Origin of the sequence: Micrococcoides hystricis, assembly GCF_042434215.1 — a bacterium.
Lineage (GTDB): Bacteria > Actinomycetota > Actinomycetes > Actinomycetales > Micrococcaceae > Micrococcoides > Micrococcoides hystricis.
This window is the reverse complement of the sequence record NZ_JBHLUB010000031.1, coordinates 222,529-245,968: the sequence shown is the minus strand read 5'-3', so window position 1 is coordinate 245,968 and position 23,440 is coordinate 222,529. Positions and strand designations below refer to the sequence as shown.

Sequence of the window (23,440 nt, the reverse complement as noted above, 5' to 3'; positions counted from 1 at the left end):
CCACTGACACCACGTCCTTGTTCATACTCGTCAGCGTAGAGGCATGCGATCAAAGTATGTGAGGCACGACTTGGGCTACGCGATCAATATATGTAAGGTACGCCGCCAAATTTCTTTTTCCCAAAAACTGTGTAAGATAGAATCTGTTGTTCAGCAATGAACAGCTCACTTTGGTGGGTATAGCTCAGTCGGTAGAGCGTCTGGTTGTGGTCCAGAAGGTCGCGGGTTCAAGCCCCGTTACTCACCCCAATTCACGAGGTGTGAATCTTAGAGCAGGAAGAATCCTGACTTTGATTCGCACCTCGTTTTGTTTCCTCAGCGAATCCCCTCTCCACCAACGGTGCATAATAAACCCTCTTGTATCGCCCGGCTGCGCTGATTTCCCTTGCTTCTAGCCACGCTGTTCACCCATCCCGAACTTTTTTTCAAGAAAGTACTTTCCATATTGGAAACTACTTGTTAGGCTTGAACCACTCCCCGGAAATGGGGCACCCAACAAGGCAAGGAGTCAGCAATGACCGCCGTAGCCCATACCCCCGACACCGCAAGCAAACCAACTATGACCCTAGGCATTCTCGGTGGTCTCAGCGCAGGAGCCGCCGGCCTGACCTACATGATTGGCACGCTGGGCATGCACCCGGCAGCGATGACCATGTTGCCGGTCTTTGTCATCGCTTCCTTCATGCCAGCTGTTCGTCTACTTCAGGGCACTCCGGAACTGCGCGCACTTTACGCGACAACCTTTGTCGCAGTGATTCTCAGCGCTGCACTGGCCCTTGTTGTCGCACCCCTGATGGCCCCCACGAGCGCGTTGTTCATGGCTGCCGCGGTCTTCGTAATCGGTGCAGCCTTGACCGTCGTCACGTACCGTCGCCACGTACAGCTGGAGAACTAAATGGATCGCCCAGCTCATGAGCATCAACTCGACCCAGCTCAGGCCCAACAGCTGTTGGGGAAGGCCGATCGGCTGACCACCCAGTCTCGCTCCACGGCGAGCTGGCCAGCGATCGGCCTTCAGCTGGGACTCGGCGCCGCCAGCTCGATGTACCTCATTAGCCATCGTGATGGACTATTCGATCTGCCGGCCTTCATTCTGATGATGGGCTGGATCTTGGCCCTCATCTTCTTCAGCACGATTTTCGGCAAGACCTCAAAGCACGGCTTCGGTAAACGCTGGGTCGGCTTCATGATCGCCTGGATCCTTCTGTGGTCTCTTGGCATCTTCGCACCATTCCCACACGCCCAACTTGTTGCAGCCTTGGCCATCATGGCCATCTCGCTCATTGGGGCGGTCTGGGAGGCACGTTCATGACCTCCGCCGCTAAAGACAGTCACCCACGCTTGAAGCTGGTAGAACCATTCATGCATCCTGTCCGGTTCTCCCTCATGGCGGCACTCGCGGGCGTTGAAAAGCTTGATTTTGCCTCCACCAAGGAGCACCTTGAGGTCTCCGATTCGGTCCTGTCCCGCCAAGCAAGTCAGCTAGAAGAACTTGGGATGGTCAAGATTTCCAAGGGCTTCGTGGGAAAGCGACCCCGCACCTGGTTTTCCCTAACCAAACAGGGCCGAGACAGCTGGCAGCAACACCTGGCAGCTCTACAGAGCATCGCCGGCACATAGCCCACTAGGTCCCCCTTCATACCGAATGGACCCTAGCGAGAAATAAGGGTGCAGACTAGGCTCGATATATGGCTCCTGATACGCGCACCGTCTTTGGCCAAGCGACTTTTCGCCTGATGCCCAACGACGACTTCAGTACCGGCCCGACCGAGGCCAGAATAACCGAGCTGAGTCTGGGCGCATTCTCGATCTCCTACAGCTGGGCCCACCCGCAAGACGGCAAACAATATGGCCAACTCTTGATCGGGGCGCCACACGAAGAATCCAAGATCGTCACCGTCGGCTGGGTCGACACCTGGCATCAGAAACCTCATCTGCAGGTCTTCACCGGAACTGCCGAGACCGACAGCATCAAGCTCGAAGCCAACTACATTGCCGACTGGCGCTGGCAGATCGAACTCATCGGCCTGAGCACCGACTCCCCCACCATGACGTTTCGCAACGTTGTGCCCGAATCCGCGCTTCAACAACAGCCACCCTCTGACACGCCGATCGGTGCCGGCCCCTATGACGTCTCCGTCTTTTCGTGGCGCAGTTAGGAGGCATCAAGATCATTGAGGCTGAGCATTGGCAAAGCTTTCGCAAGAATTTTCACCACACCCACCAAATCGTATACGGTTTCGTGTATAGTCAAGATCACATAGCGTTTTGCCTCCAGCGCAACAGAGGCATGCCCCGTTACGGTCTTTTTAGCTAACCCTGCAGAGCAGTGAGGAGCACCTAGTGCAATTCCACCACCATGGATATGTATCCACTGATCCACGCATTAAGCCCGCCGCTGGCGTCGGAATCGACCGCCCGGCAGAGCTGCCCGATGAGGTTGATGTCCTGATCGTCGGTTCCGGACCAGCCGGTATGCTGACTGCCGCCCAGATGGCGCAGTTCCCTTCCATCACCACCGCCCTGGTAGAACGCCGTGACGGCCGCTTGGTGATTGGTCAAGCTGACGGCATCCAGGCGCGCAGCGTGGAAACCTTCCAAGCTTTCGGCTTTGCCGAGCGCATCATCCAAGAGGCTTACCGCATCACCGAGATGTGCTTCTGGAAGCCAGATCCAGAAAACCCAGACCACATTGTGCGTACCGCACGTACCCCGGATGATCCCACCGGCATCTCCGAGTTCCCGCACCTGATCGTGAACCAGGCCCGCGTACTGGACTACTACGCAGAAGCCGCCGCTCACGGCCCGGCCCGCCTGAAGCCAAACTACGGCTGGGAATTCCAGACCCTGGAGGTCACCAATGAAGGTGACTACCCGGTGAAGGTAACCCTGACCGATGAAGACGGCAACGAGCGCATCATCTCGGCCAAGTACGTGCTCGGCGCTGACGGTGCCCGTTCCCGCGTGCGCGACTCCATTGGCGCTCAGCACGTTGGTGGTGTCTCCTACCACGCGTGGGGCGTCATGGACGTTCTGGCAAACACCGATTTCCCGGATGTTCGCACCAAGTGCGCCATCCAGTCCAAGCACGGTTCCATCTTGCACATCCCACGTGAAGGCGGCTACCTGTTCCGCATGTACGTGGATCTAGGCGAAGTCGCCGCCGATGACGCCGGCGCAGTCCGCAAGACCCCACTGGACACCATCATTGCCAAGGCGAACGAGATCATCACCCCGTACTCCTTGGACGTCAAGGACGTCGCCTGGTGGTCCGTCTACGAAGTCGGCCACCGCGTCACCGACCGCTTCGACGATGTTCCCGTGGAACAAGCCGGTGAGCGCATGCCACACGTGTTCATCGCTGGCGATGCCTGCCACACACACTCCGCCAAGGCCGGTCAGGGTATGAACGTCTCCATGCAGGACGGCTTCAACCTCGGTTGGAAGCTGGCCCACGTGTTGGAAGGCCGCTCCCCAGAATCGCTGCTGAGCACCTACACCGCCGAGCGTCAGGTCATCGCGCAGAACCTGATCGACTTTGACCGCGAGTGGTCCTCCATGATGGCAGCCAAGTCTGAAGAGCTCGAGAGCCCAACCGCGTTGGAAGAGTTCTACGTCAAGACCATCGAGTTCCCTGCCGGCTTCATGACCGAATACCCAGAGTCACTGATTGTCGGTAACAACAAGCACCAGGATCTGGCTAAGGGCTTCACCTTGGGTAAGCGCTTCAAGTCCGTGATCGTCAACCGCGTCTGCGACGGTAACCCGAAGCATCTTGGTCACCTACACCAGGCTGACGGCCGTTGGCGCATCTACGCGTTCGGCGACAAGGACTCCACCAAGCTGCACGAATTCGGCGAATGGCTGGGCACCAACCCAGAGTCCCCGGTGCTGGCCCACCGCAAGGACGGCGAAGACATCAACGCCCTGTTCGATGTCAAGGCCATTTACCAGACCCCGTACGACGAAGTGGACATCACCAAGGCACCAGCCATATTCAAGCCGGAGAACGGCCCGTTCGGCTTGGTGAACTTGGAGAACGTCTTCGCTGCAGATGTTGAAGAATCCATCTTCGACATCCGTGAGCTGTCCAAGGATGGCGTAGTCGTGGTGGTCCGCCCAGACCAGTACGTGGCTCACGTGCTGCCACTGGATGCCACTGACGAGTTGGCTGCCTTCTTCAAGCCAATCTTCACCGTCTAACACCACGGCGAGTCGGCTCTCGCCACTGGATGATTGCTGCGGCGTCCCCGCAGGTGCTCAAGAACTCAAGGGTTCAGCACCGCGGGGACGCCGCCGGCATTTAACCGGTGACCAATACGTTTTTCCTTTCACCCAGGACCCACAACAGCGACGTTTCGCGCTCTCGTTGGGCCCAGCGGTAAAGTAAGGTTGCAGAACGAAAACACAGGATGAGCAAAAGGCAGGTACGGTGTTCGTCAAAATTTGCGGGCTGAAAACCCCCACGGACGTGGACGCCGCCGTGCGTGCCGGTGCAGACGCGATCGGCTTTGTCTTCGTTCCGGGAGGCCCGCGCAGCATTGACCCTGAATCCGTCGCCGAGCTGGTGAGCCGGGTACCCGAGAACGTTGAAATGGTCGGGGTTTTTCGCAACCAAGATATCGACGAAGTCATCAGGATTGCTCGCGCGGCAGGGGTCCAAACAGTCCAATTGCACGGGGATGAAACCCTTGCGGATCTAGCTGCCGTGAAGGCTGCCGGTTTTACCGTGCTGCGCGCTTTTTCTGCCGACGCCTACAGCAAGCTCGAAGAGTCTGAACGGGCGGCGTGGGATGCAGAACGAATCCTGTTGGACGCCGTGGAACCAGGTGCTGGTGTCACTTTCGACCCGGCCGTTTTGGACGGAGACTTCCCGCCCGGAGACTGGTTGCTTGCCGGTGGGCTCCGGCCAGCCAACGTCGCTGAGTTGGTCGCGCTGTTCAAGCCCGCCGGGGTGGATGTCTCTTCCGGTGTGGAAGCTTCCCGCGGGGTCAAGGACCCCGAGCTGATTCGCGGGTTTGTAGCTGCCGCCAAAGCCGCGCACTCGAACTAAGATTTTTCCCTCAAGAAACCGAAAAAGAGGTCAACGCTTTCGTGACTGTCCTACCGATCACCATTTACGGTGAACCAGTCCTGCACCGCCGGGCCCAGGAGGTCCAAGAGATCACCCCGGAGATCCGCGAACTGGTGGAAAACATGTATGTCACCATGGACCGGGCGTACGGGGTCGGACTCGCCGCTCCCCAAGTCGGTGTGGGCCTGCGGATCTTCACATACGATTACCCAGATTCCGGCGACGCGCCTTCCCGCGGCGTGGTGATCAACCCGGTGCTGACCCTGCTCGGCAAGGTATCTCAGGCTGCCCCGTCCCGCGCAGAGGAATCAGAGGGGTGTCTGTCTGCGCCAGGCCTGAACTACCCGTTGAAGCGCTCCGAGCACGTCTGCGTACAAGGCTTTGACCTCGACGGCAATGAGATCGACTTTGAGGCCACCGGGTGGTTTGCCCGGATCATGCAGCATGAGTATGACCACTTGGACGGGTACCTCTACGTAGACCGACTGAACCCACGCTGGTCACGCCAGTGGAAGAAGACGCAGAAGAAGCTGGGCTGGACCGAGGCGGGCAACACGTGGCTACCCGGTGTGGACCCGGACCCATTCGGTCACGACGACCAAGACGAGACCGAAGAAGGCTAATCGTCCTTTCCCAGCGGCAACGAGCTGGGAACAATATAAGAAAGTCTCGGCCACCACCCGTTCTGGGCAGTGGCCGAGACTTTTTAGTTCAGCTCAGTGGCGAGTGTTTACTCGGCAGCTGGGAACGCTTTACGTTCTTCACCGGCCATGTCTTCGACACAGCGGATGACCTGGTGGGAGTAACCGTACTCGTTGTCGTACCAGACGTAGAGGATGACGTTCTTACCTTCGTTGTTCACGATGGTGGCAAGACCGTCGACGATGCCGGCGCGGGAGGATCCCACGAAGTCGGTGGAGACAACTTCCTGCGAGTCGGTGTAGTCGATCTGGCGCTGCAGCGGGGAATCCAAGGAGACCTTGCGCAGGTGCTCGTTGAGTTCTTCCTTGCTGGTTGGCTTGTCCAGTTCCAGGTTCAGGATTGCCATGGACACGTTCGGGGTTGGAACGCGGATGGCGTTACCGGAGAGCTTGCCCTTCAGTTCAGGCAGAGCCTTGGCGACAGCCTTGGCGGCACCGGTTTCGGTGAGCACCATGTTCAGGGCGGCGGCGCGGCCACGACGGGAACCCTTGTGGAAGTTGTCGATCAGGTTCTGGTCGTTGGTGTAGGAGTGAACGGTCTCTACGTGGCCGTGGTCAACACCGTAAGTGTCGTTGAGTACCTTCAGTACCGGGGTGATGGCGTTGGTGGTGCAGGAGGCCGCGGAGATGATCTTGTCAGCGTCGGTGATGTCCTTGTCGTTGACACCGTAGACGATGTTCTTCAGATCGCCCTTACCTGGGGCAGTCAGCAGGACGCGTGCCACGCCCTTGGACTTCAGGTGCTGGCCGAGGCCTTCTTCGTCTCGCCAGATACCGGTGTTGTCGACCACGATGGCGTCGTTGATGCCGTGTTCGGTGTAGTCGATCGCGGATGGGTCGTTGGAGTAGATGATCTTGATGAAGTTGCCGTTCGCGATGATGGCGTTATTTTCTTCATCGATCTTGATGGAGCCGTCGAATGGGCCGTGGATGGAGTCACGGCGCAGCAGTGAGGCACGCTTCTGCAGGTCGTTGTCGGCACCCTTGCGGACCACGATGGCACGCAGGCGCAGGTTGGAGGAGCCGCCGCGGGAGTGATCGATCAGGATGCGGGCCAGCAGGCGACCGATACGACCGAAACCGTAGAGGACGACATCGGTTGGTTCAACGGCCCCTTCGCCGCCCTTGCCGATGACCTCGGCCAGTTCCTCTTGCAGGAATGCGTCGAGGTCCTTGCCGGACTTCTTGTATTTGGCGTTGAGCTTGGCAACGTCAATGCTGGCCGCACCCAAGTTCAGGTTGGCCAAGGCTTCGATGATCGGGAAGGTCTCTTGAACCGGTAGTTCGGCTTCTTCAATCTGGCGGACGAAGCGGTGTGCTTTCAGCAGACCGATCACCGACAGATTTACCAGGCGGCGGCCGTGGAGGCTCAACACCACGTTGTTCTCGCGGTAGAGCTTGCCGATCAGGGGGATGAGGGCTTCTGCCAGAGATTCATTCTCTGTCCATGCCGCCATATGGTCTTGCGAACTTGTGGTCACGCTTGTTCCTTCCGTTCTGCGGAGTCAACTGCTTTGTTGACTCGGCCGTTATGCCGGCAGCTTGGATGATCCGTAAGAGTTTTCGGCTGCTGCCATCAGCCACCATTCTAATGAATTAGCGGCCGTTTCGTGAGCTGGGGTTAGTAATACGTCAACGGTTTTTGAAGATTCTTGGGTGAATTCACCCACAACCGGTCAGTAACGTGATCTTTGGCGCAAATCTAGGCCAGAGCAGGCCAACCGATACGCCGGGTTCTGTCCGTTCGGAATCGAACGTGACGGCCATCCATCTAGGCCTAACGTTGCCGCTAGGCTCAAGCGGCCTACCCGGACACATCAACCAAGCGGGTTTCAAGCGTGTCCTGCTGGGCCTTGCACCGGATGGGGTTTACCCAGCGGTGGCAGTCACCTGCCATCCTGGTGGTCTCTTACACCACCTTTTCACCCTGACCGGCCCCCAGAAGGTGGCCGGCGGTCTAGCTTTCTGTGGCACTTTCCTGCGGGTTACCCCGAGTGGCCGTTAGCCACCATCCTGCTCTGCGGTGCCCGGACGTTCCTCGGGCGCCGAATAATGTTCGGCACACGCGGCCGTCTGGTCAACCTGCTCTGACTGATCCATTCTAGTACGCTTGGAGGCTGTGAAGATCTTGCTGCCGCCTTCTGAAGGCAAAACTCCCGCTGCCCCGACCCATGCTCCCACCGACCTCGATGCTCTGTTGTTCCAGCAGTTGCGTGCGGACCGTGAGCTGGTCATGGCCGGGTTGGCGGAGGTGAGCGCGTCGGCAGATGCCCTCACCCGGTTGAAGGTTGGCAAATCGCTGGCCGGGGCCGTCGAAGCGAATCTTGACTTGGTCGATGCACCCGCTGCGCCGGCACATGAAGTGTATACCGGCGTGTTGTTTCAGGGACTCGGCTTCGCTGAGATGAGCCCAGCAGAACAGCGGTGGGCTGCAGAGAATGTGTTGGTTTCTTCCGGCCTCTTTGGCTTGGTTCGGCTGGGGGATGCGATCCCGGCTTACCGGTTGAGCATGGACGTCAACCTTGGTGTCTACAACGGAACCCGGATCGGCGGGCTAGCCAGCTTCTGGAAGAAGCGTTTGACTGAGTTGTTTGCCGAAAAAACCAGCGAAGAGGTGATCGTGGATTGCCGCTCAACCAGCTACCTAAAGTCCATGCCGACTGATCCTGACCGTAGTGTGCACGTCGACGTGTTTAATACCGTCGGTGGTCAATTGAAGAAGATCTCGCACCACGCCAAGCACTACCGGGGCATCCTCGCCGGGAAGTTGGTGGCCGCTGCAGCCGCTGGCGATGAACCCGCGACGATCGATCAGCTCGTCTCTCTGGTGGCAGGGCTCTTCCCCGATTACACCGTGGAAATTTTTGCCGCCAAGAAAGCCCAAGAGCCGCAGACGCTGGCGCTCATCTTGCCTGAAGAAGAATAGTGGCCCGCCCCGGCCCAGCGTTGGCGAGGCTCTAGTCGTCTTTCTTCAGAAGTAGCTGCACCGGGGCTTTTACCAGGGTGCGTGGACCGACCTTTTGCACGGACACGCCGGCCTCCCCCAACCATGTCAACACGTTGGCATACTCGTCGGCTGTACCGGCCAGCGTCAATGTGAGCTCACCCGCGTTGTAACTGAGTTCTAAAGGCAAGGTCGCGTTATAGTCTGCCGGCTGGTCTGCAACGGCCGTCGTGGTATCTTCCGGTGCTTGATCAAAGCGGCGGATGCGCGGCCGAGTGTGTCCAGCAGCAGCCGCGTCCATCGCTTCGTTGGAAAGCTTGTCGGCGACCGTATTTTGATCCCGGGGTATCCACTCGTAACTCACTGATGTCGGCGGCAGGATCTTGTGAGCTTTTCGTGCCAAATCCTGCATGTCCGGGTGCTTGATTTTCCAGCGTCCGGTCATTTGTTCGACCACAAGCTTGGAATCCAATTGCACGTGGACCGTCGCAGTTTTGTCGCGTTCAGCAATCAGCTCTAGGCCTGCCACGAGTCCGGAATATTCGGCAACGTTATTGGTGGCTTTTCCGAGTGGGCCGGCAACGTCGGCGATTTTATTGCCGCCGCGATCATAAATGACGGCGCCGTACCCGGCGGTGCCTGGATTGCCACGGGATCCGCCGTCCGCTTGCAAAAGGTAATCGTAGTCAGTGCTCATCAAAAGGGTCTGTGATCTTCCAAGATTGTTCGGCTGGGAGCGGCTAGCGTGCGTCGGGTTGGGGCATCAGGACGAAGTCCCACGGATCGGTGTTGATCCCTGAGACCGTGACACGGGTGGAGTGGCCAGCGTCGTGAAGGGCACGCTCCAGTGCCTCAGCACCGGCCGGTAGCCACATCCATTCGGCGGCGAAATGGGAAATATCGATCAGGTACGGACGATCTTCAACGGCCGCCTCTCTCGCTTCGGAAGCCGGGTGGTGACGAAGATCGGAGGTGATGTAAACGTCGGCGCCGCTGGAACGAACCTGGTCGAAGAGTGAGTCGCCGGCGCCGCCGACGATCGCGACCCGGTTGACGATGCCATTGCGGTCCCCCGCAGCCCGGATCCCGCCAGCTACCGCCGGAAGCACCGAGGCCAAGGTCGAGGCTAACTGTTCGAGTGTCTTCGGCTCGGGCAAGGTACCGACCCGCCCGATGCCTTCTTCCACCAACCCGTTGGGCGCTATCTGCAGCGGTTCACGATCCTGAATGTCCAGAATGTCGCAGAGTACATCGGAGACACCGCCCACCACCGAGTCCGCGTTGGTGTGTGCGGCAAGTAATGCGACCTTGTTTTCGATCAGGGTGTGCACCACTTTGCCTTTAAAACTGGTCGCCGCGACCGAGTTGGTGGGCTTCAGATACAGCGGGTGGTGGGTGATCAACAGGTCCGCGCCGAGTGCCACCGCTTCATCGGCCACGGACTGGACCGGGTCAAGTGCAAAGTGGATGTGCTCGATCGGTGCCTCCGGTCGTCCAGTCACCAGTCCACACGCATCCCAGTTTTGGGCCAGGTGAGCTGGCCAAAGTTGTTCGACGATTTCCAGAACCTCTGAAAGGGTCAGGCTGGCTGAGGACGAAGTGGTCATGAAGGCGCTTTCTGCTGCGGAAAGGACGGTCACCTACAAGTCTGCCATGAGGTCCGGGAATTATTCGGCAGCCGGATGTGCTTATGCACTGTATGAACGATTCCTTAGTGGTGGCCGGTGGCTGCTTCTGGTGTTTGGATGCTGTCTACCGTCAGGTAGAGGGTGTCAAGGACGTTGTCTCCGGCTATACCGGCGGACACACGGCCAACCCCTTTTACGAGCAGGTCTGTGCCGGCGGTTCCGGACACGCAGAGGCGGTAGAAGTGGTTTTCGATCCCCAGGTCATCAGCCGTGAACAAATCATGGAACTGTTTTTCGTCAGCCATGATCCCACCACCTTGAACCGGCAGGGCTATGACGTGGGCACCCAGTACCGTTCTGCCCTGTTTTACCGTTCTGAAGAAGAGAAGCAATTCTTCACCGAGCAGATCCAGCACGCGCAACAGTTTTGGGCCGATCCCATCGTGACAACGCTGGAGCCGCTTGGCACCTTCCACGTGGCTGAGCCGATTCATCAAGACTTCTATGCCAACAATCCGTACTCCGGCTACTGTCAGGTGATCATCAACCCTAAGGTTGCCAAGGTCCGCCAATATTACTCTTCATGGCTGAAAAGTTGATTCCTCGCGCAGTTCCCCAACTACTCTTGTACTGAATAGTCACGACCAAATTTCAAAGGATTTACGATCGTTATGGGTAAGATGCTCTCCAATATCACCGAAGCTATCGGCGGAACCCCGCTGGTGAAGCTGAACAAACTCACAGAAGACCTGCCAGGGGACGTCGCCGTCAAGCTTGAGTTCTACAACCCGGCTAACTCGGTAAAAGACCGCATCGGTGCGGCGATCGTTGATGCTGCTGAAGCCTCCGGTGCCTTGAAGCCCGGCGGCACCATTGTCGAGGGCACCTCCGGTAACACCGGTATCGCCTTGGCCATGGTCGGCGCTGCACGCGGCTACAAAGTCATCCTGACCATGCCGGAAACCATGTCCAACGAGCGTCGTGTCATGCTGCGCGCATTCGGCGCAGAGATCGTCCTGACCCCGGGTTCCGACGGGATGCGCGGAGCAGTCGAGAAGGCGCAAGAGATTGTCGAGTCGACCGACAACGCGATCTGGGCTCGCCAGTTCGATAACGAAGCCAACCCGAAGATTCACTTCGACACGACCGGACAAGAAATTTGGAACGACACTGATGGTGCCGTTGATGTGTTTGTCGCAGGCATTGGTACCGGTGGCACCTTGACCGGTGCCGGTCACTACCTGCGCGAGCAGAAGAAAGACATTCAGATCGTGGCGGTTGAGCCTAAGGACTCCCCTGTCCTGTCTGAAGGCCGTCCTGGCCCACACAAGATTCAGGGCATTGGCGCGAACTTCGTTCCATCTGTGCTGGATACCGAACTGTATGACGAGGTCTACACGGCCACACTGGAAGACTCCGTGAAGACTGCCCGTGAACTGGCTGTCAAGGAAGGCATTTTGGGCGGTATCTCCACCGGCGCCAATGTGACTGCTGCCTTGGCGCTGGCTGCCCGGGAAGAGAACCGCGGCAAACTGATCGTGACCGTCGCCCCAGACTTCGGTGAGCGGTACATCTCCACGGTGCTGTTTGAGGACATCCGCAGCTAGCTGCCATGCACTAGCTAAGATGAGATGCAGACCACGAACCGGAATATACGACTAAGAAGGAAAACGTGAGCATTTTCTCCCGCATTTATGAAGATCTGCAGGGTGCCCGTAACCACGACCCAGCAGCACGCAGCGATCTAGAGAATTTCTTTGCGTATTCCGGTTTACATGCGATTTGGGCGCACCGTGTCACCCATAAGATGTGGCAGCACGACAAGCTGAAGGCACCGGCTCGGCTGATCTCCCAGATGACGCGCTTTTTGACCGGGATCGAAATTCACCCGGGCGCCAAGATCGGGCGCCGGTTCTTTATCGATCACGGTATGGGAGTGGTCATTGGTGAGACCGCCGAGATCGGTGACGATGTCATGCTGTACCACCAGGTGACGTTGGGCGGCCGCTCACTGGCTAAGACCAAGCGTCACCCAACCTTGGGTGACCGGGTCGTGGTCGGCGCGGGAGCGAAGATCCTCGGTCCGATCACCATCGGCGCAGACTCCGCTGTGGGCGCGAACGCCGTGGTGGTCAAGGATGCTCCGGATAACTCAATCGTGACCGGCATTCCGGGCGTCAGCCGAACCCGCGGGGAAGCCGAAAAGGCTCCCGCCGTGGATCCGGCCGAATACGTCGACCCGGCTATGTGGATCTAACGAACTAGTCCATCTTTTCTTCGCGACGATCGCCGGACCAATCGGTGTGGAATGCACCGGGTTCGTCGACTCGCTTATAGGTGTGGGCACCGAAGAAGTCCCGCTGCCCTTGGATCAGGGCTGCCGGCAACCGGTCACGGCGCAAACCGTCGTAGTACGCCAACGCTGCTGAGAACACCGGTGTCGGGATCCCGTGCGCCGCAGCGACACCGACCACCTTGCGCAGGGCCGGGACAGCGGTAGCCATGGCTTCGGTGAAGCGTGGCGCAAACAGGAGATTCGCCGGCGGATTCGCCCCCGCATACTCCTTCATGATGGTGTCGAGAAGTTCGGCGCGGATGATGCAGCCGGCACGCCACAGGGCAGCGATCTCGTCAAGCTTCAACTCCCAGCCGTACTCGGAATCAGCCATCTGCAGCATGTCGAGCCCTTGGGCGTAGGAGACCAGCTTGGAGGCGTACAGCGCCAAGCGGACGTCTTCCACGAAGTCTTCGCCGACCGACGGAACTTCTCCGAGCGCGGGGGCTAGCTTCTGCTGAGCTTCGGTTCGAATGTCCCCGAGTGAGGACAGCGAACGAGCAAACACGGACTCAGCGATGGCAGAAATCGCGGATCCCAGCTCCAAACCGGAGATCCCGGTCCAACGGCCGGTGCCCTTCTGGCCTGCAGCATCCACGATCACATCGACAAGTGGTTTGCCGGTCTTAGCATCTTGGTGGCCTAGGACTTCAGCGGTGATTTCGATCAAGTAGCTGGACAGTTCGGTATCATTCCAGTCCCGGAAGATTTGCGCTTGCTCTGCCGGCTCTTTCCCGGCGGCGGTGCGCAGCACGTCGTAGGTTTCACCGATGACCTGCATATCCGCGTATTCGATACCGTTGTGCACCATCTTCACGAAGTGGCCTGCACCGTCAGTGCCAATCCAGCTGCAGCAAGGCTCGCCGTTGTAGTCAGCAGCGATCGACTCCAAGAGTGGCCCTAGGGACTCGTACGACTTCTCGGATCCGCCGGGCATGATGGAGGGACCGTTCAAGGCTCCTTCCTCACCACCGGAAACACCGATACCGACAAAGTGGAAGCCCTTGGAAGCGACGTATTCTTCGCGCCGGCGGGTGTCGGCAAAGTGTGAGTTCCCGGCGTCAATGATGATGTCGTCTTCATCAAGCAAGGGCAGCAGGTCTTCAATGACTGCATCTACGGCGGACCCGGCCTGGATCATCAACAACACCCGGCGCGGACGTTCCAAAGCTTCAACCAGCTCAGACAGCGATTCGGTCTTGATGAAGTTACCTTCATCCCCGTGTTCAGCCAACAAGTTTTCGGTGCGGCCAATCGACCTGTTGTGTACCGCGACGGTGTAACCGTGGCGGGCGAAGTTTCGGGCGAGGTTCGCGCCCATGACGGCTAGGCCACTGACGCCAATGTCTGCTTTGCTGCTCACTTTTCTCCTCAACGCGTGATGATGCTTGCTTCAAGCCTACTGTGCAAGCTGCCAACTTCCTGTCTAGTTAGGGTAGTTTTGAACACAGCGCCCAAAGTTTTCTAGTCCTTCAGGAGAGTGTCACCGTGGCTGACGATTTCAAAGCAATGTACCCGGTCCTTGCAGCCTTAGCGCATCCGGTCTGCCGCGAAGTTTTTGCCCAGGTCGAACTCGGCACCTTCCAAATGTCTGAAGAAGACAATCCCAACGTCGCCAAAGCCCTCTCCCAGTTGCAGCGGGCCAAACTGATCGTGCTCGACAAGTCAGGGTTCAGCGTAAACGCAGGGATTTTCAAAGAGCTGCTGAACCAGGATGAGGCTAAGAAAGCAGACGGGAATGAGACAGTCGTCAAGTTCATGCGTGAGGGGCGCATTTCACAGTTCCCGGCCAAACAGAACGACCGGGAAAAACTGATGCGTCTGGTCGCCGCAGCGGTGTTTTCCTCAGGGCAGCACCTCACCGAAACCCAAGTGGATGAGCGACTGTCGCGGTACCACGAAGACACCGCGTTCATGCGCCGGTTCATGGTGGACAACATGATCGTGGGACGGGCCAATGACGGCTCAGAGTACTGGCTGATTGAGGACAACAAATAGCGTCCCGAAGAAGAGCTTATAAATATGGTTTATAAGCGCTTTGGCGGATAGCGTCTATGAGCTTAGCACCACGATCAACAGCGCCGCCAGACCTGCAAACCCCCAACTGACGAGACTGCCAACCAAAAACTCCTCGGCTTTCGCCCCTCTGGCGCGGTCAGCTGACAGTTCCGGGAAGCGGCCGATGCCTTTGGCTGCAACAAGTGCTGCGATGAGCGTTGGCTGATCAGTTACTGCCAGCAGGACGATAAGCCAGCGCTCTAAGGGTCCGATGAAACGACCGCCTCTCAGCTGCATGACTTCATGGACATCATCCTGGTGCACCGTAGCTAAGGCGCGGCTTCCAATCATCAGACGCCAACCCCGCCGAGATTTCGGTTCGGGAGTCGAACTCCCTTGAGCATCATCATCGACTCGCATTCTGAGCAGGACGGACCTACAAAGATCATTGGTCGGGCGCGCCAACAGCAGGAACGTCGCGAAACTTGCAATCACCAGTGGCAGCGGCACAACACTGCCTCCCAGCGGCAACACATGTCCAACCAGTACGGAATCGGCGACCAGCCACTCTTCGAGTAGTAGCGACGCGGTAAGCAGAGTCACCAAAGAAAGCGCACCGATAATGCGTGTCTTATCGAACCCGAAGGCCACCGCGACGGCAGCCGCAGCCAACCCTAGTAAGACCGCGTTGAGGAACGAGACTCCGCCCAGCAAGTAGAGAACAGCGATCGATCCGGCGGAGATCACGGCGGTGAGCAGAATTCGCACCAACGGCTTGCGCCAATAGTTCTGATGCACACCAAGTGCGACGTGGAAAAGGATGATGGCGGCTATCACTGTTCCCCCTCCCCTAGCTGAATCGCGGCGATCAGCGCCGCACCACCAGATCGTTGCAAGCTTTGGGACACCGCTGATTGAGATATTTTTTCAACTCGCGCCATCTCAATCTGTGTTTGGCCTTGTAGTGCCATCAAGGTGAGACGTCGTTCCCGTGGTTTCATCTTGCTCAGAAGAAAATCCTCAAGCAGCAGTGAACTATTAAGATCGGCTACCCGGCTATTATCGGCGGCATCACCGACCCATGAACGTACCCAAGATTGAGCAGATTTGGCCCGAGACTCTGCCTCTTCAATTGCTGCGCGGGCCGCGTACCAGCCGGGGCCATCTTGCAAGGCCGTTCCGGAGACTTGGGATATCTCCCCAACACCAATGCCAAAACGCAGCTCAACTTCTTCGGGCAAAGACAGCTTCAGCTGCACGAGGATTCTTCGCGCCTGGGCAAGTGAGGCATAGACGGCTTGAAACTCGTCTCCCACGGTTGGCTTCATCCCAGCAGGAACCGCGAAAGGCTTCTCAACAGCGTTGATGGCCTCCTGAATAGCTTGCTGTGTTGCAGCACGGTCGGGGAGTTTGCGCGATTGGACAATGTCCGCAATGACGGGTGTCGGTTGATCCATAACTCCACACTACCGCTTATAAATTTCAAATATAAGGGGTGTTGCGCAAACCTTACCTCTCGCAGGCGACACCGTCCTTGTCTCGGTCCCGATACCAATAGTATTCAACATCTCGGCCTTGAACATAGGGGCCATACCCGGCGGCGTTGGCTTCTTTGCAGGTGCCGAAGCGTGGGTCGGTGCCATCCTGTTGTGGTGTGCCCACGAGTGGCTGTGGTTTCGGAGCAGGTTGAACCGCTTTAGGTTTGGGTTGTGGCTTCTTAGTCGCTGGTGTTGGTTTCGGTGTTGATCTTGGCGCACTCTTCGAAACGGGTGCGTCGGTGTCTCTCGGGATGGCAGCGCTAGTTGGAAGCTTCTCATTCGGGCAGCTGGAGAGGACCCGCACCATGGCATCTTGCTCAGCCGCAGTGACCCACAGGCCATACTTCTGCTTCACGGCGACCTGACGGGCCACGTAAGGGCACCGGTACGCTTTATTTGGAGGCAGCCAGGATGCAGCATCTGAGTCACCTTTTTGCTGGTTCAGACGACCATCGACAGCGAGCAGATTCAGGAAGTCGTTTCCGAACTGGGTTCGTTTATCTTGGCTCCACTGTTGAGCGCCCTTTTGCCATGCGTCTGACAGGGCCACAACGTGATCGATGTGGATCTCTTGGCTGCTCGAAGGTCCACGTTGGAATGAGCGCTGTGTTCCGGCAAAAGGCTCAAGGAAAGATCCCGACATGACCACGCACCCCTGAGTGCCGGCTTTGATGACGACATTCTGGAGATCTCGGCGCAAGATGTCATTGCGCTGATCGCAACCGTTGCGGTCGATGTCAGCCCACCGCTGACCAAAGTTTGCTCGGTCGTATCCTGTTTTGGGAGCTCGTCCCTTCACCGTGAGTTGATGTGCGGCACTCAAGGCCGTACCCGCCTTGGCCTTAGCTTTTGCCGGCTTCTCGCTCGACTTGGCTTTCCGGGTGCTCTTAGTCTTGGGCTTCTCAACTGCCGCGCTCGACTCCGTTGCCGTTGGCGAAGGTTTCGCGGTCTTACTTGCTGTCGGGCTCGGTTCCTGCGTGCTAGAAGACGGTGTCGGTGCGGCAGGGGTTTCGATTTGGTCAGGGTCAGCGCCGTGGGCGTATTCGAGTGCTGCTTCGCGGTTTTCTTCCGACACAGCATCTAACGTCGCTGGAAGCATGATTACCGCCATTGCAAGACCGATACTGGCAACGACTTTGGCAGCACGGACCCGCCGCTGGCCGGGAATACTCTTGGCAAATGCCAGCCACAACGCAAGTGCGCAAAGGGCAATCCCCGTTAGGCTTGCCGTTCCCGGAACGAGTGCAAGAACCAACCCAATGATCCCGAGTATCAAGGCAGTCCGCGGCGAGTCTTGATTTCGCTTGAGCGGGGATTGGTTGTGGGCGCGCTTCATGAGATCCTTCACGGCTATAAACGGGTGAACAATGCTCCCATCACTGTAGTCGCCGGCACCGACATTCCTGATGAGGACCTGAGCGACCGTGGCCAACATCACCGTAGATACACATAGGTGGTGACGCCGGTAAACACTGACGCCACCACCTATGTGGGGTTCTATTAAGTTAGTTTTGTTCGTCGCGGGTGATGTTCTCATCTCGCAGATACTCGCCAGCACCGAGTGAGATGGACTGCCCGGTCGCCAGATTGGTAATCACGGGTGCCGCCTGGTGCTTCCACTTGGCCAGCTCCTCCGGATCGGTTGGCTCTGGGATTTCTCCGGCACCATCCGCGATTGCGATGTTGATCATTCGCGCCCCGTTCATAAGCACACCGCCTAGACTCTCCGCAAGTCGGATCGGGTCCCCCACTTGGATGAACTCTTCCAATGGCAAGTGGTACCAGATTCGTGGTTGCGCTGTTTCATTCAGGTAGGCAACCCTGCCAAGCTGGCCGTCGACTTCGGTGACGATGCCGTCACGCCAGATCCACCCGCGCTGCATGGCAAACTTCGCTTTGATCCAGTGCATGGTGTGGCCGCTCCCATAATTTTCGCAACCGATGAGGTTGTGCGCCCTGTTGAAGACGCAAGGGCCATCTTGAGGTGGAAAAGGACGCGCAGCTTTGGGATTGCTCGAGTGTGTTGCAGACATGACAAAACTCCTTGTCTAAAGGAGGTCGGCACCTAGTGCCTGACCCGGCTTGACCGCAACCGGTATTGGTTGGGCCCAGGTCTTCTTTGGAAGGCACCGTGTCGGGTGACGCGGTTGCCGACTAGCCTCGTCCAAAGTCGTTCAGCTAGTTCTCTTGACCTTGCGACCAAAGCTACCCCAAGTTTGCCGATCCGGCAACAGACGCCTAGCCCGCAGCCTGCATGAGCTCAGTGCCAGCCCCCGTATGGATGCTCAGTTCATCGGCGAGTTCCCACGCACTGCGTGCGGGATCGTGGCCGAGTTTGTCGGCCGCTGCGGCTATCGTTGCCCGGGAATAGATCGCCTCAAGGATGATGGCGTGGGGCTCCGCAGCCGCGGATGTTTTGGTCAAGGAGCGGTCCACAACCTGCATGGCCAGCTCACCGAGACTTACGTTTCCTTCGGAGACCTTGCGCAAACACTTCTTTGCTGAGTCATTGGTCTTGGCGACGGGGTCATCCGGGTCTGTGAAGTCCTCTTCGAAGGTGACGGTCAGGCCCTCGATCGAGGCTCTTGCACTCACGGCTCCCGCACACAGCCCAACTACAATGGTCGGCCAAGCGCGTCATGGTTTCCGGACCATCTTTGATCGGCGGCTTCCCAGAATCTGAGCACGCGGTCATACCCAAGAATGCGATGGTAGCGAAGACAGACAGAATCGTCTTCATGCCTGACCCTAGCAACGTAACTTGGCATAGCCTTGCCTGATGAGACAGCCTGCCGCGGTCAAAGGTCTGGTAGAAGATAGGAGCAGAATCATGGCCCATCTCAAGGTCCTCGTCTTCGGTGAGAACGTCGAAGAGCAGCTTGCCCCATTCGGCATCGACAACGATGCTACAGGGGTTGGCGAGTACGAATGGGATTGGTGGGAAATCGGCGGCAGATTCGCCGGCGGTTTCACGTTGCGTCCAGATGCTGATCCGCAAGATCACGAAACGCCCAAGCCACAGATGCTTCGAAGAATATTCGACAAGCGCGCGGGGTTGAAACGAACCTCCACGAGAACCACCAATCGAGCCCGGAAGCGCGCGATCACGATTAACCGTGACACGACCGCGGAGATCTACGCTGTAGTGCAGCACGGGCAATGGCATTCGTTGGACCGGCCGGACGGCTGGGCGAGCGACCCTGAGGATGTCAGTTGGGAGCAATGGGCGCCGCAAGTAAATCGCCTCATTTCCGAGGCTCCGGAAGACGAATGGCTGACCATCGTAGATTGCCACCTGTAGGTTCGGCCAGACGTGTTCGTGCCGCAGTTCGCCGATGTCTTTCTTCCGAAATCGATGCTTGAATTTAGGGGACAAATCTGTGCGAAACCCAATGGCCGTGGAGCCCCTGAATCTCAGGTACTATACGAGCATCGAGAGCTTCCGCTCTCGCGCTAACTAGCGCCGTTCCTTGGCTCAATAGCGCAGTTCCAATCGCACACGTTCTTTCATAGGGGCAGCCTTGATCGCTTCCGTTTCGTTCCGTCGCACACTCGCTGCTGGCTTGGCCATCCTTGCCTTAGCCTCCGGATCCGTCGCTGCAGACGCCGCTCCAGCCGAAGCTGCCACCAAGACGTGCAAGGCAACAATGTCCAACAGCAAGCCGCGTCAATACTCCAATACTTATGTGAGGGTCTCTGGCGTTGCGTCGAAGGCGAAGATCACGACGGTTGCCCACTACAAGACATCCAAGAACCGTAAGACAGCCACCGCCTCGACTAAAGGCACGGCCAGCATCAAGTACTACGTCAGCAGGGCGACCCCGAACCGCAAGGTCCCAGTGACCGTAACTGCGGTGAAGGGCAAGACCAAGTGGACGTGCCGCACCTCCTTTACGCCAAGGAAAAGATAGGCCGTTCCTCTCGTTTCCGCTCCACCCTGTGGGTGGTCCTTGAGATCTCGGCGTTGGACGAGGATAGCCAGAGGCAAAATTGTTGCTTTGGCCCACATTGGCGGCCGACGCACCAAACAAGGGGGTTGGAGAAAGAACTCTTACAAAGAGGCCCCTAATCGACTAGGGAGGCATAGGAGCTGCCCATCCTTGGACCAAGCGAAAGATCATCGGCCTGGCCCCAAATGCCGGAGGCTGATATCGAGTTCTTCTCTGCTGCGATTCGTTTGATGGTGTCTACGCTAAAGACGGCATTCAGCTCGTCAGGTCCTTCCTCGACAGTCTTGTCGGTAACACTGAGCACCAACTCATCCGTATCAAGCTCAGCCATACCAACCCCTACGACGCATTCTTTAGCCCAGCGGCTAACGTCTCCGAATGCTTCTTCTTCATTAGTGAAGTCTTCGGCATAGCGCAAAACCAGAAACTTCTGTCCCGACTCGACGCTTGCGGCTCCATCGCAGAGTGACAGGAGTCGTTCATTCTGCTGTTGAAAATCGGCCGCGGTCTCCTGATCGGAATTATTGGCAGTCGCGCAACCGGTCAGCAGCACAGCGATGGTGGCCAGGACCCCAAGTACTCTTTTATCCATGCCTCATGGTAACCAGCTGATGCCATAACCCGGCGTGAAGACACTCTAAGTCAATATGCGAGCTCACCAACAAAGAGGTAAGAAGTTCACTTTCCTGAAGCGGAGATTCTTGGGAGACCAAGAGGTTGATAAGCGGCGCTATATTGCGGCATCGTGGGGCAATGTGGGAAAACAAAACCCGCCACATCGGGCGGGTTCGTTACCGCGAGTTACTGCAGCTTTCCACTTTGGTGGACCTCCGTAGCAGCTTCTCAAACCCCCGGTAGCCGCTCGGATCGCTGATTTCCCGTGTGCCACGGGGTTCTCGTGCTCGTCGGCCGCGCGCTCGGGGTGCTCGGATGATCGATGAGCGCGATCCGGTGCGTGAGAATTCACGGCAGTCTCAAAATCGTTTGAGCGTCTCCAATCGAGCCGAACTGATCGCCGGGTACGCCGATGGGATGCCCGTGCGGGAGCTGGCGACGCGATTCAACGTGCACCGCGGAACCGTGCGAGAGATAGCTCGACAGGCAGGCTTGGCAGCACGTCCACCGGAGTTGCCCGACGCGATCCGACAGGACGCCACCCAGCTCTATGCGGGTGGGATGACGCTCGCCAAAGTCGCCGCACGACTCGGAGTCAGCACCGAGGCCGCGCGCTCGTCGGTTATCGCGTGTGGCGGGACGATCCGTGCCGGCGGTTGTCGCCGGGCCGGTGCTCGAGTTCTCACACCTCAACGGATACCTATCGCTTCCACCACGGCCCGCTCTTCGGCGATGCCTGCTCCGCCCGGCGAGCTGGCGCGCTCGCGACGGGCGGTAACGGACTCGCAGACACGGGCGCGGATCAGGAGCACACCGCTGACCGGACCGATCCAGAGCAACTTGAGCATGTTCCAGATCGCCCACAGTACTGCCAGGTGGAGCCATCCGGGGAGCGCCGTCCTCGAAAAGTTGAACACAGACGTTCGAGACCAGTATGTTCGGGACTGCGAGCAGCGTCGCGGGGATGCCCCACTTCAATCCGTGTCGGCGAGTTCAGATCGCTTCCAGAAGCATGTTGGTGGGCTTATAGCGTTGCAGGAAATAGCGCTTGTGGACACTGACGGTCCAGATCAGACGGTTCATGGTCTTGTTCCTCTCCATCCCACAGTGCATCTGGTGAGGCAGTTCGTTGTAGAGTGACCCGAGGGTCTGCCGAGACCGGCGCGCTACAAAGGAGAAATCCGCCTCATCAGGCAATCTATGGGTGACTCCTGTCAGAAGGAAGAAGCTGGACAGCTTTGGTCGCTGTCTTGGAGCGCTCCGACTGGTTTTCCAGTCTACTCTCATATGAAGCGTTGATCATGCTGCGCGCCGGTGGCGCGGCGAGGCAACCGGGCAGGCAGATTTCGCTACGATACGATTGTTGAATGTACCAGCCACCAACCGGACCAGATTTAACGGCCGAGCAGTGTCAGGAGCTTGACGACACGTTCTTGTCGTCTGATCCGTACGGGTACTTCAGCGCTCGGATCGGCATGATGTTGTGGTGGGCAGAGTCGGAGGTCGACAGCGATGAGCATCCTCTGGCCGCATCCGCTGATGAACAGCAACACGCGACCGAGACCCGTGGGCGGTTTGCTTGCCTCCTTGGTCGGCCGGTGGACTTCATGCCCGAGACCTCGCCGAGGTCCATTGCTACACAGGTCGCCACGGACGCGTACGCCCTGCGGCACCATGCGGCTGAGTCGCTTGTGCGGTTGACGGCGGCACTCTCGCAACGGACGAACGTCGCTGAAACGTGCGTTTGGGTAGCCCTGTCGGCCGGGCCAAACCAACTCGATCAGGTCATCAGCCAGCTCCGCGAGTCCTTCTCCTCGGCGGAGGCTCCTATGCAGTTCGCCCGTCTGGTTCTCCGCGAGCAGGACTTGCAGAACGGGATGACGGAGCAACTCACTTCAGCGTCCAACGTGTTCGCTGGCTGGCTCGAGTTCGCTATCGACCTACTCGTGGGACATGAGCTCCAACTCAACGCTGCTCACAACAAGGTCAAGCACGGTCTTTCAGTCCGCGCTCGTGATGATCTCAAAGTCTCATTCGTCACCACTCCGCCCAGCCCAGATGGGACCATACCGGTTGGCGTGCTGACCGGCCCGGACGCCGTGGACATCTTCGACCGCCCCGTCATCGAAGTTCTCGCACAGGCGCCCAAAGTGGACGGGCATCGACAAGGGCTGGAGCTAACGCAGTTGAGGGTGGATGTCCCTGCCGTTCTCGCCGAGGCCTACATGATCGCCTGGGCCCACGGGGCGATGTTCCATGTCGCGTCCACGAATCATTTCGAAGGACGGGTAGACCTTCCCGACTATCTGGGCGCTCCCGCTCATCCCGGTTATCCGGTGGGCGGCCCACATCCTGACCATGTTTCCGGCAAGGCTCCGGTGGGAATGAGGTTTCCCCTCACAACTCCTCCCGGTGGCGGGCCTGCAAAGCGGCCAGCGGGAATCGCGTTTCGAGACTCGTTCATTCCGCTCATATTCACTGGCGATGCGATGCGCAACGTTCGAGTTGTTACGGACGAGGCAACGGAGGAGGCGTAGGTGCCTGCGTCAAAGAACGCAGCTACAGGAACCTCAGGTGTGTCTGCGGTCTTGGCGCAGTTCGAGCGCTTGGGCTGGGGAGGGGTGATCGATAGCCGGCACGACACAGGCATCGATCTA

Annotated in this window: 26 protein-coding genes, 1 tRNA gene, 1 other RNA gene, 1 pseudogene and 1 riboswitch; of the genes and pseudogenes, 17 read left to right on the top strand and 12 right to left on the bottom strand. The window is 58.3% G+C overall.

The features are described from left to right. Nucleotides 1-173 precede the first annotated feature (173 nt). The 8 genes from ACFFFR_RS10305 to def all read left to right on the top strand — a co-directional run bounded on the left by ACFFFR_RS10305 (nt 174) and on the right by def (nt 5,697). Nucleotides 174-249, top strand: a tRNA-His gene (locus ACFFFR_RS10305). Between the two features lie 265 nt (nt 250-514). After that, entirely contained in the window at nt 515-895 is a 381-nt protein-coding gene (locus ACFFFR_RS10300; RefSeq protein WP_377460165.1) for a hypothetical protein, read from the top strand. Then, nucleotides 896-1,312 (top strand): hypothetical protein, encoded by a 417-nt coding sequence (locus tag ACFFFR_RS10295; RefSeq protein ID WP_377460163.1) that lies wholly within the window; start codon nt 896-898, stop codon nt 1,310-1,312. Beyond that, nucleotides 1,309-1,620 (top strand): winged helix-turn-helix domain-containing protein, encoded by a 312-nt coding sequence (locus ACFFFR_RS10290; RefSeq protein ID WP_377460161.1) that lies wholly within the window; start codon nt 1,309-1,311, stop codon nt 1,618-1,620. Before ACFFFR_RS10295 ends, ACFFFR_RS10290 begins: the two co-directional genes overlap by 4 nt. A 68-nt stretch (nt 1,621-1,688) precedes the next feature. Beyond that, a complete protein-coding gene (locus ACFFFR_RS10285; protein ID WP_377460159.1) occupies nt 1,689-2,159 on the top strand; it encodes a hypothetical protein in 471 nt (156 codons plus the stop codon). A 184-nt stretch (nt 2,160-2,343) separates the two neighbouring features. Further along, nucleotides 2,344-4,203, top strand: coding sequence for an FAD-binding monooxygenase (locus ACFFFR_RS10280; protein WP_377460158.1), 1,860 nt, complete (start codon nt 2,344-2,346; stop codon nt 4,201-4,203). Between the two features lie 229 nt (nt 4,204-4,432). Then, nucleotides 4,433-5,053, top strand: coding sequence for a phosphoribosylanthranilate isomerase (locus ACFFFR_RS10275; protein WP_377460156.1), 621 nt, complete (start codon nt 4,433-4,435; stop codon nt 5,051-5,053). A gap of 41 nt (nt 5,054-5,094) precedes the next feature. Further along, a complete protein-coding gene (def, locus tag ACFFFR_RS10270; protein WP_377460155.1) occupies nt 5,095-5,697 on the top strand; it encodes a peptide deformylase in 603 nt (200 codons plus the stop codon). A gap of 107 nt (nt 5,698-5,804) precedes the next feature. Here def and ACFFFR_RS10265 read toward each other — a convergent pair whose 3' ends face one another. Continuing rightward, nucleotides 5,805-7,256 (bottom strand): glyceraldehyde-3-phosphate dehydrogenase, encoded by a 1,452-nt coding sequence (locus ACFFFR_RS10265; protein ID WP_377460153.1) that lies wholly within the window; start codon nt 7,254-7,256, stop codon nt 5,805-5,807. Between the two features lie 228 nt (nt 7,257-7,484). After that, an RNA gene (gene rnpB / locus ACFFFR_RS10260) (RNase P RNA component class A) lies at nt 7,485-7,860 on the bottom strand. Between the two features lie 34 nt (nt 7,861-7,894). Between rnpB and ACFFFR_RS10255 the strand changes: the two genes are divergently transcribed. Beyond that, nucleotides 7,895-8,701 (top strand): YaaA family protein, encoded by an 807-nt coding sequence (locus ACFFFR_RS10255; protein WP_377460151.1) that lies wholly within the window; start codon nt 7,895-7,897, stop codon nt 8,699-8,701. Nucleotides 8,702-8,732: 31 nt separating this feature from the next. On the opposite strand, the gene ACFFFR_RS10250 is transcribed toward ACFFFR_RS10255, so the two are convergent. Further along, complete coding sequence (locus ACFFFR_RS10250) at nt 8,733-9,416, bottom strand: reverse transcriptase-like protein (protein ID WP_377460149.1); 684 nt, start codon at nt 9,414-9,416, stop codon at nt 8,733-8,735. A gap of 43 nt (nt 9,417-9,459) precedes the next feature. Then, on the bottom strand, nt 9,460-10,326 hold the full coding sequence (locus ACFFFR_RS10245; RefSeq protein ID WP_377460147.1) for a Nif3-like dinuclear metal center hexameric protein: 867 nt from the start codon (nt 10,324-10,326) through the stop codon (nt 9,460-9,462). A 92-nt stretch (nt 10,327-10,418) separates the two neighbouring features. On the opposite strand from ACFFFR_RS10245, the gene msrA reads away from it, so the two are divergent. The 3 genes from msrA to epsC all read left to right on the top strand — a co-directional run bounded on the left by msrA (nt 10,419) and on the right by epsC (nt 12,604). Next, nucleotides 10,419-10,946: a peptide-methionine (S)-S-oxide reductase MsrA gene (msrA, locus tag ACFFFR_RS10240; RefSeq protein WP_377460145.1), complete on the top strand. Its 528-nt coding sequence runs from the start codon at nt 10,419-10,421 to the stop codon at nt 10,944-10,946. 72 nt (nt 10,947-11,018) lie between these two features. Beyond that, nucleotides 11,019-11,954 (top strand): cysteine synthase A, encoded by a 936-nt coding sequence (cysK, locus tag ACFFFR_RS10235; RefSeq protein WP_377460143.1) that lies wholly within the window; start codon nt 11,019-11,021, stop codon nt 11,952-11,954. A gap of 65 nt (nt 11,955-12,019) precedes the next feature. After that, the gene (gene epsC / locus ACFFFR_RS10230; protein WP_377460141.1) at nt 12,020-12,604 is read left to right on the top strand and encodes a serine O-acetyltransferase EpsC; all 585 of its coding nucleotides are present in this window, start codon (nt 12,020-12,022) and stop codon (nt 12,602-12,604) included. A gap of 4 nt (nt 12,605-12,608) precedes the next feature. Here epsC and gnd read toward each other — a convergent pair whose 3' ends face one another. After that, nucleotides 12,609-14,003: an NADP-dependent phosphogluconate dehydrogenase gene (gene gnd / locus ACFFFR_RS10225; protein WP_377460181.1), complete on the bottom strand. Its 1,395-nt coding sequence runs from the start codon at nt 14,001-14,003 to the stop codon at nt 12,609-12,611. Between the two features lie 167 nt (nt 14,004-14,170). Here gnd and ACFFFR_RS10220 point away from each other — a divergent pair, with 167 nt between their 5' ends. Continuing rightward, nucleotides 14,171-14,680 carry a DUF2087 domain-containing protein gene (locus ACFFFR_RS10220; protein WP_377460139.1) on the top strand — a complete coding sequence of 170 codons (510 nt, stop codon included), beginning with the start codon at nt 14,171-14,173 and terminating at the stop codon, nt 14,678-14,680. A 54-nt stretch (nt 14,681-14,734) separates the two neighbouring features. Here the strand turns inward: ACFFFR_RS10220 and ACFFFR_RS10215 are convergent, their stop codons facing one another. From ACFFFR_RS10215 to ACFFFR_RS10195, 5 genes are all read right to left on the bottom strand, one after another. Continuing rightward, nucleotides 14,735-15,517, bottom strand: a complete 783-nt coding sequence (locus tag ACFFFR_RS10215) for a hypothetical protein (RefSeq protein ID WP_377460138.1) — start codon at nt 15,515-15,517, stop codon at nt 14,735-14,737. Beyond that, entirely contained in the window at nt 15,514-16,137 is a 624-nt protein-coding gene (locus tag ACFFFR_RS10210; RefSeq protein WP_377460136.1) for a SatD family protein, read from the bottom strand. The genes ACFFFR_RS10215 and ACFFFR_RS10210 overlap by 4 nt, the downstream gene beginning before the upstream one ends. Before the next feature lie 52 nt (nt 16,138-16,189). Continuing rightward, nucleotides 16,190-17,293, bottom strand: a complete 1,104-nt coding sequence (locus ACFFFR_RS10205; RefSeq protein WP_377460134.1) for a GmrSD restriction endonuclease domain-containing protein — start codon at nt 17,291-17,293, stop codon at nt 16,190-16,192. Between the two features lie 430 nt (nt 17,294-17,723). After that, on the bottom strand, nt 17,724-18,128 hold the full coding sequence (locus tag ACFFFR_RS10200) for a hypothetical protein (protein WP_377460132.1): 405 nt from the start codon (nt 18,126-18,128) through the stop codon (nt 17,724-17,726). 163 nt (nt 18,129-18,291) lie between these two features. After that, a riboswitch (SAM riboswitch) is annotated at nt 18,292-18,411 on the bottom strand. 45 nt (nt 18,412-18,456) lie between these two features. After that, nucleotides 18,457-18,813 carry a hypothetical protein gene (locus tag ACFFFR_RS10195; RefSeq protein WP_377460130.1) on the bottom strand — a complete coding sequence of 119 codons (357 nt, stop codon included), beginning with the start codon at nt 18,811-18,813 and terminating at the stop codon, nt 18,457-18,459. A gap of 235 nt (nt 18,814-19,048) precedes the next feature. Between ACFFFR_RS10195 and ACFFFR_RS10190 the strand changes: the two genes are divergently transcribed. Beyond that, nucleotides 19,049-19,519, top strand: a complete 471-nt coding sequence (locus ACFFFR_RS10190) for a hypothetical protein (protein ID WP_377460128.1) — start codon at nt 19,049-19,051, stop codon at nt 19,517-19,519. Between the two features lie 220 nt (nt 19,520-19,739). Next, nucleotides 19,740-20,129, top strand: coding sequence for a hypothetical protein (locus ACFFFR_RS10185; RefSeq protein ID WP_377460126.1), 390 nt, complete (start codon nt 19,740-19,742; stop codon nt 20,127-20,129). A gap of 154 nt (nt 20,130-20,283) precedes the next feature. On the opposite strand, the gene ACFFFR_RS10180 is transcribed toward ACFFFR_RS10185, so the two are convergent. Then, nucleotides 20,284-20,760, bottom strand: a complete 477-nt coding sequence (locus ACFFFR_RS10180) for a hypothetical protein (RefSeq protein WP_377460124.1) — start codon at nt 20,758-20,760, stop codon at nt 20,284-20,286. 338 nt (nt 20,761-21,098) lie between these two features. Here ACFFFR_RS10180 and ACFFFR_RS10175 point away from each other — a divergent pair. Further along, nucleotides 21,099-21,260: pseudogene (locus tag ACFFFR_RS10175) on the top strand (helix-turn-helix domain-containing protein); the annotation flags it as partial. A gap of 212 nt (nt 21,261-21,472) precedes the next feature. On the opposite strand, the gene ACFFFR_RS10170 reads toward ACFFFR_RS10175, so the two are convergent. After that, a complete protein-coding gene (locus ACFFFR_RS10170; protein WP_377460182.1) occupies nt 21,473-21,631 on the bottom strand; it encodes a hypothetical protein in 159 nt (52 codons plus the stop codon). Between the two features lie 519 nt (nt 21,632-22,150). Here ACFFFR_RS10170 and ACFFFR_RS10165 point away from each other — a divergent pair. Next, nucleotides 22,151-23,320: a hypothetical protein gene (locus ACFFFR_RS10165; RefSeq protein WP_377460122.1), complete on the top strand. Its 1,170-nt coding sequence runs from the start codon at nt 22,151-22,153 to the stop codon at nt 23,318-23,320. Nucleotides 23,321-23,440: the final 120 nt, after the last annotated feature.

Coding starts and splice junctions, on each gene's coding strand:
- ACFFFR_RS10200 (WP_377460132.1), bottom strand. CDS start 18,128: ATGCACTGGATCAAAGCGAAGTTTGCCATGCAGCGCGGGTGGATCTGG.
- ACFFFR_RS10285 (WP_377460159.1), top strand. CDS start 1,689: ATGGCTCCTGATACGCGCACCGTCTTTGGCCAAGCGACTTTTCGCCTG.
- ACFFFR_RS10210 (WP_377460136.1), bottom strand. CDS start 16,137: ATGGATCAACCGACACCCGTCATTGCGGACATTGTCCAATCGCGCAAA.
- ACFFFR_RS10180 (WP_377460124.1), bottom strand. CDS start 20,760: ATGGATAAAAGAGTACTTGGGGTCCTGGCCACCATCGCTGTGCTGCTG.
- gnd (WP_377460181.1), bottom strand. CDS start 14,003: ATGGGCGCGAACCTCGCCCGAAACTTCGCCCGCCACGGTTACACCGTC.
- ACFFFR_RS10245 (WP_377460147.1), bottom strand. CDS start 10,326: ATGACCACTTCGTCCTCAGCCAGCCTGACCCTTTCAGAGGTTCTGGAA.
- ACFFFR_RS10170 (WP_377460182.1), bottom strand. CDS start 21,631: ATGCTCAAGTTGCTCTGGATCGGTCCGGTCAGCGGTGTGCTCCTGATC.
- ACFFFR_RS10295 (WP_377460163.1), top strand. CDS start 896: ATGGATCGCCCAGCTCATGAGCATCAACTCGACCCAGCTCAGGCCCAA.
- ACFFFR_RS10190 (WP_377460128.1), top strand. CDS start 19,049: ATGGCCCATCTCAAGGTCCTCGTCTTCGGTGAGAACGTCGAAGAGCAG.
- ACFFFR_RS10290 (WP_377460161.1), top strand. CDS start 1,309: ATGACCTCCGCCGCTAAAGACAGTCACCCACGCTTGAAGCTGGTAGAA.
- ACFFFR_RS10250 (WP_377460149.1), bottom strand. CDS start 9,416: ATGAGCACTGACTACGATTACCTTTTGCAAGCGGACGGCGGATCCCGT.
- msrA (WP_377460145.1), top strand. CDS start 10,419: ATGAACGATTCCTTAGTGGTGGCCGGTGGCTGCTTCTGGTGTTTGGAT.
- ACFFFR_RS10300 (WP_377460165.1), top strand. CDS start 515: ATGACCGCCGTAGCCCATACCCCCGACACCGCAAGCAAACCAACTATG.
- ACFFFR_RS10165 (WP_377460122.1), top strand. CDS start 22,151: ATGTACCAGCCACCAACCGGACCAGATTTAACGGCCGAGCAGTGTCAG.
- cysK (WP_377460143.1), top strand. CDS start 11,019: ATGGGTAAGATGCTCTCCAATATCACCGAAGCTATCGGCGGAACCCCG.